This window comes from Stenotrophomonas sp. SMYL41 (assembly GCF_036319965.1).
GTDB classification, from domain to species: domain Bacteria; phylum Pseudomonadota; class Gammaproteobacteria; order Xanthomonadales; family Xanthomonadaceae; genus Stenotrophomonas; species Stenotrophomonas maltophilia_R.
This window is the reverse complement of sequence record NZ_JAWIRX010000012.1, coordinates 17,250-29,610: the sequence shown is the minus strand read 5'-3', so window position 1 is coordinate 29,610 and position 12,361 is coordinate 17,250. Positions and strand designations below refer to the sequence as shown.

Annotated in this window: 9 protein-coding genes; 3 read left to right on the top strand and 6 right to left on the bottom strand. The window is 65.7% G+C overall.

Annotated elements, in window-relative coordinates:
* Positions 1–12 precede the first annotated feature (12 nt).
* The 3 genes from V3B30_RS14520 to V3B30_RS14510 form a co-directional block, all read right to left on the bottom strand.
* A complete protein-coding gene (locus V3B30_RS14520) occupies positions 13–2,889 on the bottom strand; it encodes a TonB-dependent receptor (protein ID WP_262082859.1) in 2,877 nt (958 codons plus the stop codon).
* A gap of 381 nt (positions 2,890–3,270) precedes the next feature.
* Complete coding sequence (locus V3B30_RS14515) at positions 3,271–4,119, bottom strand: hypothetical protein (protein WP_100473632.1); 849 nt, start codon at positions 4,117–4,119, stop codon at positions 3,271–3,273.
* A gap of 116 nt (positions 4,120–4,235) precedes the next feature.
* Complete coding sequence (locus V3B30_RS14510; RefSeq protein ID WP_262082858.1) at positions 4,236–5,129, bottom strand: Hsp33 family molecular chaperone HslO; 894 nt, start codon at positions 5,127–5,129, stop codon at positions 4,236–4,238.
* A 77-nt stretch (positions 5,130–5,206) separates the two neighbouring features.
* On the opposite strand from V3B30_RS14510, the gene mtgA reads away from it, so the two are divergent.
* Genes mtgA through V3B30_RS14495 form a run of 3 tightly spaced genes read left to right on the top strand, consistent with a single transcriptional unit; the run spans position 5,207 to position 7,418 of the window.
* Positions 5,207–5,950 (top strand): monofunctional biosynthetic peptidoglycan transglycosylase, encoded by a 744-nt coding sequence (gene mtgA, locus V3B30_RS14505; protein ID WP_262082857.1) that lies wholly within the window; start codon positions 5,207–5,209, stop codon positions 5,948–5,950.
* Positions 5,951–6,007: 57 nt separating this feature from the next.
* Entirely contained in the window at positions 6,008–7,027 is a 1,020-nt protein-coding gene (locus V3B30_RS14500; RefSeq protein WP_262082921.1) for a glycosyltransferase family 2 protein, read from the top strand.
* A complete protein-coding gene (locus V3B30_RS14495) occupies positions 6,987–7,418 on the top strand; it encodes a CBS domain-containing protein (RefSeq protein ID WP_100473629.1) in 432 nt (143 codons plus the stop codon). Before V3B30_RS14500 ends, V3B30_RS14495 begins: the two co-directional genes overlap by 41 nt.
* A 447-nt stretch (positions 7,419–7,865) precedes the next feature.
* Here the strand turns inward: V3B30_RS14495 and V3B30_RS14490 are convergent, their stop codons facing one another.
* The 3 genes from V3B30_RS14490 to V3B30_RS14480 all read right to left on the bottom strand — a co-directional run bounded on the left by V3B30_RS14490 (position 7,866) and on the right by V3B30_RS14480 (position 12,342).
* The gene (locus tag V3B30_RS14490; protein WP_262082856.1) at positions 7,866–9,839 is read right to left on the bottom strand and encodes an AsmA family protein; all 1,974 of its coding nucleotides are present in this window, start codon (positions 9,837–9,839) and stop codon (positions 7,866–7,868) included.
* 82 nt (positions 9,840–9,921) lie between these two features.
* Complete coding sequence (locus tag V3B30_RS14485; protein WP_262082855.1) at positions 9,922–10,560, bottom strand: hemolysin III family protein; 639 nt, start codon at positions 10,558–10,560, stop codon at positions 9,922–9,924.
* A gap of 177 nt (positions 10,561–10,737) precedes the next feature.
* Entirely contained in the window at positions 10,738–12,342 is a 1,605-nt protein-coding gene (locus tag V3B30_RS14480) for a peptide chain release factor 3 (RefSeq protein ID WP_262082854.1), read from the bottom strand.
* Positions 12,343–12,361 lie beyond the last annotated feature (19 nt).

Genomic DNA, 12,361 nt, shown 5'->3' with positions numbered 1-12,361 from the left:
TCAGACTGCCGATCAGAACTTCTGCTTGTACTGCATGTACATGAAGCGACCGATGTCGTAGCCACCGTAGTAGGAGTACTGCGAGTTCGGCGCCGAGTACATCTGCGGGCCGTAATGATCGAACACGTTACGCGCACCCACGGCGATGGTTGCATTCCACGGGGCGTTCCAGGAGACCTGGACGTCGTGGAACATGGTCGAACCACGCTTGTTCATCGGCTGGTCGCGCACCGGATCCGGCGAACCGAAGTCCGGCAGGCTGCACTCGTCGCTGTAATAGCAGCGCTCCTTGACGCTGGAGAAGTAACGGGTGCCCCAGGTCACGCCCCAGTCGCCACGCTCCCAGCCCAGCACCAGGTTCGAACGCAGGCGGAAGTTGCTGCCGAAGCCGTTGAGGATCGACACCGGCACCTGCTGCGCGTTGGTGGTCTTCAGCACGTTCTTGGTGACGTAGCTGTTCTGCAGGTTGGCGTTGAAGGTACCCCAGCTGTCGGTCTCGAAGCGGTAGGCCACGTCGAAGTCGAAGCCTTCAGTTTCCTGGTAACCGGCATTACGCGGTGCGTAGGTCAGGTTGATCACGTTGTGACGGTTCGGGTCACGGGTGAACGAGTTGCAGCGCTCGGCGATGCCAAGCACGTAGCAGTCGTTCAGCTGGTCATCCGGGCTGTCGGTGACGATGGTGTTGGTGATCTTGATGTTCCACCAGTCCAGGCTCATGTTCAGGCCCTGGGCGAAGGTCGGGCTCCACACCAGGCCGACCGTCTTGGACTTCGACTTCTCCGGGGTCAGGTCCGGATTGGAGACGGCATTGAACGGATCCGGCGTCTGCTCATCCGGACCGCTGGCCGGCACATAGCCCTGGCGCAGCTGGCGGAAGGTGCTGGCGGTCGGGCCGATGGCCGCGGCACACCGGGCGGCGACGCCCGGCTGATCGGTGGAGCCGAACGAGGTGTCGCACGGATCGGTGAAGTACGCGAAGGTCTGCGAGCTGCCACCGTACAGATTGTCGATGGTCGGCGCACGGAAGCCTTCGGCGTAGGTCGCACGCACCAGCAGCTGGTCGATCGGCTTCCACTTCAGGCCGAACTTGTTGTTGGTGGTGTTGCCGAAGGTGCTGTACTTCGAATAGCGCGTCGCGGCGTTGAAGCTCAGTTCCTTGGCACCCGGCAGGTCGGCCAGGATCGGAACATTCAGCTCCAGGTACACTTCGTTGACGTCGTAGCCGCCACCGGTCGGGCCGGCGGCCAGGTCGGTCGAGTAGCCGGTCTGCGACAGGGCGTCCGGATTGTACGAACCCTTGTCTTCGCGGTACTCGTAACCCAGCGCGAAGCCCAGGTCGCCGGCGGGCAGGGTGAACAGGCTGCCGGCGATGTTCGCGTAGTAGGTCTTGGTGGTGACTTCACCGGTGTTCTTGGTGGTCGGGAACAGGAACTGCTGCAGGTCCGGGTTGCCGGTCAGGCCACCGTCACCGGTACGGCCATACGGAATGGCCGGGTTCCACGGCAGGCAGCCGCCGGCGCCCGGGCCATAGATCGGATTGGAGCCGTCGACCAGGCCTGCAGCCGTGCCGCACTCGACGCGGCCGGTGGCCGGGTTGTAGAACGACGGACCGGTGGCGGCATTGACCGCCAGCACGTTGTAGTTGCCGGTCTGGCTCTGCTGGTTCTCAGAGTTCTGGTAGATGTAGCCCGCTTCCCAGTCGAAGTACTTGTCATTGAACTGGAAGCTGCCCTGCAGGGCGCCGGTGAAGCGGAAGGTGGTCAGCTTGTTGGTCGACAGGCGCGGCACTTCCCAGCCACGGCGCATGAAGCCCATGTCCTTGCCGAAGGGGTTGTAGTAGCTGTCGGCATCCCACGTGGCACCCAGGCGCTCATACGAGGCGGTCTGCAGCGGATAGCCTGCGACCTGGGCCTGCGACTCACGACGGGTGTAAAGCAGGTCGGAGACGAAACGGACGTTGTCGGTCAGGTCGTACTGAACGTTGGCGAACACCGAGCGACGCTTGGTCGGCGTCAGCAGGTGCATCTGCGTATTGGAGTTGCTGGTGTCACCGGTGATGCCGGCGAAGTCCTGGTCGTGGTACTGGTTGACGTCGCGGTAGTCGCCACCACGGTTCAGCACCAGCCAGTCATCGGTATCCGGATCGATGATGGTGCCCCACTGGCTGACCGGGCTCCAGTTCTGGGCCGGGTGGAAGGTGGTGCGCGGATAACGGCTGAACCAGCGGTCCTTGGCCCACACTTCCTTTTCTTCGGCGTATTCGGCGCCGATGGTGATCGAGCCACGGTCACCGGTGAAGCCGGCCACGAAGTCGTAGCTGGTCTTCTGGCCGTCGCCTTCGCCGTACTGGCCGACGTAGGCGTTGGCTTCCAGGCCCTGGAAGTTCTTGCGGGTGATGATGTTGATCACGCCGGCGATCGCGTCGGAGCCGTAGATCGACGACGCGCCGTCCTTCAGCACGTCGATGCGCTCGACGATGGCCGACGGGATCTGCGACACGTCCTGCAGGCCGCTGACGCTGGCGCCGAGGCGCTTGCCGTCGACCAGCACCAGGGTGCGCTCGGCACCGAGGTTGCGCAGGTCGATGTAGAAGCCACCGACGGCTTCACCGGAGGACAGCGGCTCGGAACGGCTGATGGCCGGGCTGCCGGCGGCAGAGATGTTCTGCAGGACGTCGGCCACGGTCTTGAAGCCGCTCTTCTCGATCGAAGCGCGGCTGATGCTCAGGACGGGCTGTGCGGTTTCGGTATCGACCTGACGGATGCGCGAACCGGTGACCTCGATACGGTCGAGGTTGGTGGCTTCCTGGGCGTGGGCCGTCGCGGTGGTGGCACCGGCGACAAGCGCGATCACAACTGCGTCACGCAGCTGGCTTGACTTGAGTTTCATTGGCTCTCTCTCTCCAAGAAATCTTGGCTGGGGTTAATGCCCGGCGGGGGAGCGAAAAAGCGCTCCCAAATCGCGAGGCTGACCCGATAGTAACGGGCGTTCGCCAAGAATTAAAGCTGTGTTAATCAAGTCTGTGATTTTGGTAAAAATGCGCTTTATCCATGCCAATCAATAGGTTGATGGTATGGATATGCGTTCCTGCCTCGATTGTTAACGCAGGATGATGGAAAAAGTTTCGACTGATATGTATCGCACTATGTCGATGTGTTCGGTTTCATATCCCAATAGCGTTATCCATCTGCCGGTGCGTGGCAGGCGCACACATGCGAAGGGCGCCCTTCGGCGCCCTTGGGAACATCGCTACTGAACCTGCGTGCGGGATCAGAGATCCTGTTCGTAACGCACATACGGCACGGTGCCGTCGTCGTTGCTTTCGTTGCGCGGGGAGAACGGATTCTTGCCGCGGCTGATCACATTCTCGGCACCGACGGTGAGCTGGCCGGACCACGGAGTACGCCAGGTCAGGCCGATGCCCAGGCCTTCCCACTTGCCGGGCTTGCCCGGGACGTCGACCACGCGGCCGATGATGCTGCCGGTGAAGTTGCCGTAACCGGCGCCGATGCTCAGGCTCTTGCTGTCCCAGCGATCGACGATGGCTGGCGAGGCATCGGCCAGCGGAACCAGACGCGCCTTGGCGTAGGTACCGGCAATGGAGACGAAGCCTTCGCGACCGATGTTCTTCTGCGCGAACACGGTCAGATCGTTCTGCTCGGCACGCAGCGAGGGCGTCTTGTTCGGGCCGGACAACCAGGCGGGAAGGGTTTCACGGCCGCTGCCGGCGGTGATGCCCAGGCGGCTGTTGCCACGGTTCAGTGCGGCGGTACCGCTGAAACGGCGGCTGTTCAGATCGTCCTCGTCGCCCAGGCTGGCCAGCATGCAATGACTGGCCAGTCCGCTGATGCTGGTCCCGCTGCTGCTGTTGCAGAGCAGGCCGAGCGAATCGCCTGAGGAGAGGCCAAAGGCCGCGTCCAGCGAATTGCGGCCGAAATGCCAGCGGGCGCCGGCGGCCTGTTCGCCAGTCGGTTCCAGGTACAGCAGCGCCTCGACCTTGCCGCTGCCCTTGTTCCATACCGGCAGCACGGTGCGCGTGTCCTTGCTCTGCGCATGCACGCCCGTGATCGCGCCAAGGGCGATCAGCAGGGCCAGCGGTAGACGCAGGTAGGTACGCATCGGACCAGTTCAGACAGGGACGGACAACGGAAGTTCCCGCGGGGACGGGAACCTGATCCTAGGGTGTTTATGAATTCTTAACAAGCCTTGATCCTCCCCAGGTACAAGACTGCCGTTTACTGAAGTCGTTCAGGCGCCGGTACAGCCCCCTGGGCGCCGTGGAACAGTATGCCGAACTCCGTCAATGGAAAGTGATACTCGCGCCCGCAGAATTCGCAACGGACTTCGACGGCGCCGGTGTCCTCGGCAGCCGCACGGGCCTCCTCTTCCCCCAGCGACTGCAGCATGCCGGCAACCCGCTCGCGCGAGCAGGAGCAGGCAAAGGACAGCGGCTTGCCGCCCAGCAGTTCCGGCCGCTCTTCGTGGAACAGGCGGTGCAGCAGCTGCTCGGCCGGGGTGGCCAGCAGTTCCGCCTTGCCCAGGGTCTCGAACAGGGCGCTGGCGCGGGCCCAGCCGTCCTCGTCGCCTTCGTCGCCCGGCAGCTTCTGCAGCAGCAGGCCCGCGGCACCGCTGCGGTCGGCGGCCAGCAGCAGGCGGGTCGGCAGCTGCTCGGACTGGCGGAAATAGTCCTCGAAGGCCTCGTCCAGTTCCGGTGCGCCCAGCGCCACCAGGCTCTGGTAGCGCTGCGGCTCGCGCGGATCCAGGCCGGGATTTTCAATGGTGATGGCGAGGATGGCGTCATCACCGAGGCTGGACAGGTCACGCGGCGCGTCGGTGCCTTCGCTGAGCTGGGCGATGCCGCGCAGGGTGCCGCCGGCGGTGCACTCGGCGAACAGGGTGCGCAGGGCAGTGCTGCTGCGCAGCTGCACTGACAGGCGGCCATCGATCTTGGTGTGGCCGGTGAACAGTGCGGAGGCGACGCAGGCCTCGCCGAGCAGCTCGGCAGCGGCGTCCGGGTACGCGGCGTGGGACAGGATTTCCTGCCAGGTGGCCTGCAGGTGCACATGCACGCCGCGGACGCCGGCGTCGGGAAGCAGGAAACGGATCAGGGAATCGGAGTTGGCGGTCATCGGCTCACATCGCGCGTAAACGGGGGCGGTTGCCGGATAATGCGCCGACAACCAGACAGAAGAAGGATGCACCAGTAATGGGGGCAGTGGGAGAGCAGCACAAGGTAGAGGCGGTGGTGGCCGCCCCGCGCCGGCGGCGCTGGAAGCGGCTGCTGTGGCTGCCGGTGCTGCTGGCCGCCTTCAGCTGCCTGCAGGTGCTGGTGCTGCGGTTCATCGATCCGCCGGTGTCCACGGTGATGCTGTGGCGCTATGGCGAGGCGCTGGGCGAGGCCGACTGGTCCTATCGGCTGCATTACCAATGGCGCGACATCGAGCAGATGGCGCCGAGCCTGCCGATCTCGCTGGTGGCGGCCGAGGACCAGCGCTTCCCGGATCACAACGGCTTCGATCTGCAGGCCATCGAAAAGGCCCGCGACCACAACGCCAGGGGCGGACGCCTGCGCGGTGCCAGCACGATCAGCCAGCAGGTGGCCAAGAACCTGTTCCTGTGGCAGGGCCGCAGCTGGGTCCGCAAGGGCCTGGAAGTCTGGTACACGGTGCTGATCGAGGCGCTGTGGCCGAAGGAGCGGATCCTGGAGATGTACGCCAACATCGCCGAGTTCGGTGATGGTGTATACGGCGCGCAGGCGGCAGCCCAGAAATTCTGGGGCAAGGACGCGGCCCGGCTGAGTCCGGCCGAGAGCGCGCGACTGGCGGCGGTACTGCCGGCACCGAGGCGCTACAACGCGGCAAAACCAGGGCCGTATGTGCAGCGGCGCGCGGCATGGATCCAGCGCCAGGCACGCCAGCTGGGTGGCGCGTCATACCTGTCGGAAGATTGAGGGCAGATGCCCTCGAGGCGGCGGGCCATGCGCCTGCAGGCAACGTACAATCCGGGCATGAACCGCGAACGCCTTACTTTCGTCATCGCCGCCTACAACGAGGCCCTGGCACTGCCGCTGCTGCATCCACGGCTGTGCGCGGTGCTGGACGACATGCCCGACATCGACGGCCACATCCTCTATGTGGATGACGGCAGTCATGACCGCACATGGGAGGTGATCGCGGGGCTGGCCCAGGCCGATGCGCGCGTCTCGGCGCTGAAGCTGTCGCGCAACTTCGGCAAGGAGGCGGCGCTGACCGCAGGCCTGGATCTGGTGCACGAGGGGGCGGCGATGATCCTCGATGCCGACGGCCAGGACCCGCCGGAGCTGGTGCCGCAGTTCGTTGCGTGCTGGCGCGAGGGCCATGACAACGTGTACGGCACGCGCATGGCCCGCGATGGCGAGTCCTGGATCAAGCGCGCCACGGCAGCGATGTTCTATCGGGTGATGGGCCGCCTGTCGCGGACGCCGATTCCGGCCGATACCGGGGACTTCCGCCTGTTGTCGCCGCGCGCACTGAGCGCCCTGCGCGGGATGCGTGAGCGCCACCGTTTCATGAAGGGGCTTTTCAGCTGGGTAGGCTTCAAGCGGATCGCCGTGCCCTATCACCGCCACGCGCGCGTGGCCGGCACCAGTAAATTCAGCCTGTGGCGGCTGTGGAATTTCGCCCTCGAAGGCATCACCGGATTCTCGACCGTGCCGCTGCGGGCCGCCACCTATCTGGGCCTGGCAACCGCAGCGGTCGCTTTCGTGTTCGGCCTGTGGGTGATCGTGAAGGCGGCGTTGTATGGCGACCGGGTGGCGGGTTGGCCGACGATGATGGCGGTGATCCTGTTCCTGGGCGGGGTGCAGCTGATCGCGCTGGGCTTGATGGGTGAGTACCTGGGACGGCTGTACGAGGAGTCCAAGCAGCGGCCGTTGTATCTGGTTGACGCGTGGCTAGCATCCGCCGTGGCAGACTCGGCCCTGCAACCCACCCTCGGAGGGCAGGCAGATGACGACGGTACGGCAACTGTTGGACGGCAAGTCTCCTGAAGTACATGCGGTCGCGCCGGACGCGGCGGTGATCGATGCGATCCGGTTGATGGCGGAGAAGGGCATCGGTGCGGTGCTGGTGATGGACGGGCCGCGGCTGGTCGGGATCCTGTCCGAGCGTGATTACGCGCGCAAGATCGTGCTGCGTGATCGTTCGTCGCGCGATACCTCGGTGGAGGAGATCATGACGGCGCAGGTGGTGACCGTGTCGCCGGGCGAGAAGGTGGAGCACTGCCTGCAACTGGTGACCGACTACCGCATCCGCCACCTGCCGGTGGTCGAGGGTGCTCAGGTGCTGGGGGTGATCTCCATCGGTGACCTGGTGAAGTCGGTGATCGATGCGCAGCGGAAGGAGCTGGACCAGCTGCAGCAGTACATCGTGGCGGGGTGAGGTGTTGCTGGCGGGCCTGCGGCCCGCCGGCCCGCTTTTCGAAGCTCAAAGCCAAAGCCAAAGCCAAAGCCAAAGCCAAAGCAGCGCCTTCCTGATGCGGGGGACACGCCCCAAGTACACCCCTGTAGGCTCGATGGCGCCTTGCTCGTGTGCGTTGTCCTGCGCACACGGCAAGACCGGGGTTGGGCGTCGTACCCAACCCGCCCGAGGCATGCCTCGGGCCCATGGCGCCAACGGTCCTGCACGCCCATGCCCTCAGCCTCTGGACACGTCCCACGGGTGCGGTGGGTTGCAGCGTCGGTGGACTGCCTTTGGTAGCGGCAGGCAGGACCGTGAGGCGCATGGATGCGCCGACCGAGCCTACAGGGACGTATTTACGGCGTGTCCTGCCTGTGGCCTTGCTCCGGCTCTACGCGCGGAAAAACGAGGCGCCGCGAACACCCGCTTCTACTTCGCATACTGCCCACCGCAGTCGGCATCCTTGCCCGGCCCCAGCTCGATGGTCGCCAGCAATGCCGCCGGCGGGGCGATGCTGCCCAGTGCCAGGGCCACCGCGCCGCGGATGCCCAATGCTTTGAAGTCCGGGCGGAATGACGGGTCCTTGAAGGTGCCGGCGATGTGCAGCGGCGAGCGCAGCACCAGGATGCTCTTGTCCTTCGGGCGCGGCTTCAGCAGCAGGTCCAGGGTCTCGTCGCGCAGGCTGACCGTGCCTTCGCCGATGAGGATCGTGTCGGTGGTATCCACCGCCAGCGCCTGGCTGGTCATCAGGCCGTCGCGCACGCCGAAGTCGGCGAAGGCGCAGCGCAGGGGGATCTGCTTGTCGCCGGTCACCAGGAATTTCAGCGACTCGGTGATGTCCAGGCCGGCCAGCTCCATCACCAGGTTGCCGACATGGCCGCGGCCCATCGCCAGGCCGACCTTGCCGCTGCTGCTGCCGAGCATCGCGGCGATCGAATTGCCACGGCCACTCAGGTCCACTTCGCCGCCGATGCCGCCCTTGGCCTGCTCGGCCAGTTTCGCGTCCGGGAACAGCTGGCCCAGCTGCACGCCGCGCACGCTGGCCTTCAGTGCGGTGCTGATCTGCGGGTGGCGCGCGTCCATGCGGATCGTGCTGCGGATATCGCCGCCGGCGACGCCGAAGTTCAGCGGGTCCAGCCGCAGCACGCCGTCATCCAGCAGCAGGTGTGCATCCATGTCGTCAAGCGGCAACGAGGGCGCGTTGATGCGGTGGGCCTTCCAGCGCACGTCGGCATCCATCGCACGCAGCTTGCCGAGGTTGTAGGGGGTATCGGGCAATACCCGCGCGCTTGCGGAGATGCGCGCAGCCTCTGCCTTCTGTTCCGCGTTCGCCGTTTCACCGCCACCAGTCTTTGGTGGGGCGCCGACAAAACCGGCCAGATCGTCGAAATCCAGGCGCTTGGATTCCAGCGTAGCGGTCAGCCGCGGACGTGCTCCGCCCACTTCGAACTGCAGGTTGCCACCAAGGTCGCTGTCGCCGACCTTGCCGGTGAAGGCGTCGTAGCGCCAGACGTTGTGGTCACGCTTGAGGCGGCCGTTCAACGCGTAGGGAGGGGACGGCGGAATGGCGATGCCGAGCAATGGGTAGAGGTCGGCCAGATCCTGGCCGCTGAGTGCGAACTGCAGGTCGAACACACGCAGCTGGAAGGGATTGGTCAGTGTGCCGCTGGCGACGGCGTGGGTGGCGCCGGCGCGGCCGTCGAGGTGGATGCGGAACGGGTGGTTGCTGTCGGTCAGCTCCAGTGGTGATTCGGTGCCACCGCGCAAGGTGAATGGGTTGCCCTGCCAGTGTCCCTTGCCCTGAACCAGCAGCGGTGGCGCGGCGTCTGCCTGCTTTGGCTTGCCACTGTGCACGTCCACGCGGATATCGGTGCGGCCGAGCGCATCGAGGAACTGCAGGCGACCGTCATCGATGCGCAGCCGTTTGAGCTGGGGGCTGGTGCCGCCAGCGCTGTCACCGAGGAAATCCCAATTGCCTGGTTCGCCCTTGCGAGGGGCGGTTTGCAGCAGCACGTCCGGCCGGGTCAGGCGCACTTCGGGCAGCTGCAGGCTGCCGCGCAGCAGGGGCCAGACCCGCACGTCGATCTCGACGCGGTCGGCACTGGCCATGTTCGGTTGTTCCGCCCAGCCTGCATTGGCGAAGGTGATCGCATCGGCCCGGATCGTACTGGTACGGCCGAGGTCGACATCCAGGCGACCGATGTGCAGCGCACGGCCGGTACGGGCCTGCACTGCGCGCTCGACCGGGCCCTTGAACCAGTTCCAGTCCCACAGCGCGATCAGTACCAGCAGCGCGGCCAGCAGGAAGGTGAGCAGGGCCAGCCAGCGCTGGCCTCGCGGGCCAGGGCGGCGGAGGCGCCAGCGAGGCGTGCGCCTTGCAGCAGGGGAGGCGGCAGCATTCACGCTGCCATGGTTGCCCCCTCATCGTCGACGGGGCGCGAAGCGTCCATGTGCGTGGCGTGCACACGCCGCGCGCGGGCAGCTGCTACAGCACCTGCATGGTGACCGCGACGAAGTGGCAGACGCTGCCACCGATCACGAACAGGTGCCAGATGGCATGCGAATAGGGGATCGATTCGCGGTGGTAGAAATAAGTACCCAGCGTGTACGACAGGCCGCCGGCCAGCAGCCAACCCAGCGTCCAGCCGTCGATCGAGGCCAGCATCGGCTTGACCGCCACGATCACCAGCCAGCCCATGGCCACGTAGATGGCGGTGGACAGGCGCTTGAAACGGCCGGTGTAGAACAGCTTGAACACCACGCCGGCCAGGGCCAGGGTCCAGATCGCGGCGAACAGGCCCCAGCCCCACGGGCCACGCAGGCCGATCAGGGTGAATGGGGTGTAAGTGCCGGCGATCAGCACGTAGATCGCGCAGTGGTCGAACACCTTGAGCCGCCCCTTGGCGACCGGGTGCTGGATGGCGTGGTAGAGGGTGGAGGCGGTGTACAGCAGCAGCAGCGCGATGCCGAACACGATGGCGCCGGCCAGCTGCCAGCCATCGCTGTAGATGGCGGCCAGGGTGATCAGCACCGCGCCGGCACCCAGCGCGAACACGGCACCGAGGCCGTGGGTCAGGGCGCTGGCGATTTCTTCGCGGATCGAAGCAGCGGAAGTCGTGGACATGACGTAGGCATCGTTCGCGGGGAGGGGGACCCGCACCCCCCTATCATGGCCGCGATGGGCGACATGTGCACGCCCGTCACCGTATGGTCGGTGAATCCCTGCGTTGCGTGGATGAACCGCCCGCGGCGGCTGGGGTCGGAACCCTTTCCTGGCGGAGACGGCGCCGACCCCGTGGCATCAGCCCACCGAAACGGTATGCGCCGCTTCGCGGGTGGCCGAGAAGCGCACATCGGGCGAGCGTTCCTGGGCCAGCTGCAGGTTGACCCGGGTCGGTGCCAGGTAGACCAGATGGCCGGCCGCATCCAGCGCCAGGTTCAGCGCGTTCTTCTCGCGGAACTCTTCCAGCTTCTTCTCGTTGCTGCAGTGGACCCAGCGCGCGGTGGTCACGCTGACCGGCTCGAAGGTGGCTTCCACACCGTACTCGTCCTTCAGGCGGTAGGCGGCCACGTCGAACTGCAGCACGCCGACCGCACCCAGGATCAGGTCGTTGCTGGTGAGCGGGCGGAAGAACTGGGTCGCGCCTTCCTCGGACAGCTGGGCCAGGCCCTTCTGCAGCTGCTTGAGCTTGAGCGGATCGCGCAGGCGTGCACGGCGGAACAGTTCCGGGGCGAAGTTGGGAATGCCGGTGAAGGTCACCGCTTCACCTTCGGTGAAGGTGTCGCCGATGGAAATGGTGCCGTGATTGTGGATACCGATCACATCGCCCGGCCACGCCTCGGCAGCGATCTCGCGGTCACTGGCCATGAAGGTCAGCGCGTTGGCCAGCTTCATTTCCTTGCCGGTACGTACGTGGAAGGTCTTCATGCCGGCGCTGAAGCGGCCCGAACAGACCCGCATGAACGCCACGCGGTCGCGGTGCTGCGGGTCCATGTTGGCCTGGATCTTGAACACGAAACCAGTCAGCTTGTTTTCTTCCGGGGCGATCTCGCGACCGGTGGTGGAGCGCGCCTGCGGTGCCGGTGCGTGTTCGACGAAGAAGTCCAGCAGCGGCTGCACGCCGAAGTTGTTGACGCCCGAGCCGAAGAACACCGGGGTCTGCTTGCCCTCGCGATAGGCCTGCAGGTCGAACGGGTGGCTGGCGCCCTGCACCAGTTCCAGTTCGTCACGCAGGTCGGCCAGCATCTGCGCACCGATCTTCTCGGCCAGGCCGGGGGCATCGATGGACGGGAAGATGGTCGAGTCCTGGCGGGTGAAGTTGCGGCCCGGTTCGTACAGGTGCACTTCGCCGGTCAGCAGGTGGACCACGCCCTTCAGGCGCTGGCCCATGCCGATCGGCCAGGTCACCGGGGCGCACTGGATGCCGAGCACGGTTTCCACTTCATCCAGCAGCTCGATCGGGTCCTTGCCCTCGCGGTCGAGCTTGTTGATGAAGGTCATGATCGGGGTGTCGCGCAGGCGGCACACTTCCATCAGCTTGATGGTGCGTTCTTCCACGCCCTTGGCCACGTCGATCACCATCAGCGCCGAGTCCACCGCGGTCAGCACGCGGTAGGTGTCTTCGCCGAAGTCGGCGTGGCCGGGGGTGTCGAGCAGGTTGACGATCTTGCCTTCGTACGGGAACTGCATCACCGAGGAGGTGACGGAGATGCCGCGCTCCTTTTCCAGGGCCATCCAGTCGGACGTGGCGTGGCGGGCGGCCTTGCGGCCCTTGACCGAACCGGCCATCTGGATCGCGCCCCCGAACAGCAGCAGCTTTTCGGTCAGCGTGGTCTTGCCTGCGTCAGGGTGGGAAATGATGGCGAAGGTGCGGCGGCGCGACGCTTCGTTGGCGACTTCGGACATGGCAGTGGCGCCCGCCCGG

Bases quoted from the DNA above. Each gene is read 5' to 3' on its own strand.
- V3B30_RS14480 (WP_262082854.1), bottom strand. From the start codon at position 12,342: ATGTCCGAAGTCGCCAACGAAGCGTCGCGCCGCCGCACCTTCGCCATC.
- V3B30_RS14510 (WP_262082858.1), bottom strand. From the start codon at position 5,129: ATGACCGCCAACTCCGATTCCCTGATCCGTTTCCTGCTTCCCGACGCC.
- V3B30_RS14485 (WP_262082855.1), bottom strand. From the start codon at position 10,560: ATGTCCACGACTTCCGCTGCTTCGATCCGCGAAGAAATCGCCAGCGCC.
- mtgA (WP_262082857.1), top strand. From the start codon at position 5,207: ATGGGGGCAGTGGGAGAGCAGCACAAGGTAGAGGCGGTGGTGGCCGCC.
- V3B30_RS14515 (WP_100473632.1), bottom strand. From the start codon at position 4,119: ATGCGTACCTACCTGCGTCTACCGCTGGCCCTGCTGATCGCCCTTGGC.
- V3B30_RS14500 (WP_262082921.1), top strand. From the start codon at position 6,008: ATGAACCGCGAACGCCTTACTTTCGTCATCGCCGCCTACAACGAGGCC.
- V3B30_RS14520 (WP_262082859.1), bottom strand. From the start codon at position 2,889: ATGAAACTCAAGTCAAGCCAGCTGCGTGACGCAGTTGTGATCGCGCTT.
- V3B30_RS14495 (WP_100473629.1), top strand. From the start codon at position 6,987: ATGACGACGGTACGGCAACTGTTGGACGGCAAGTCTCCTGAAGTACAT.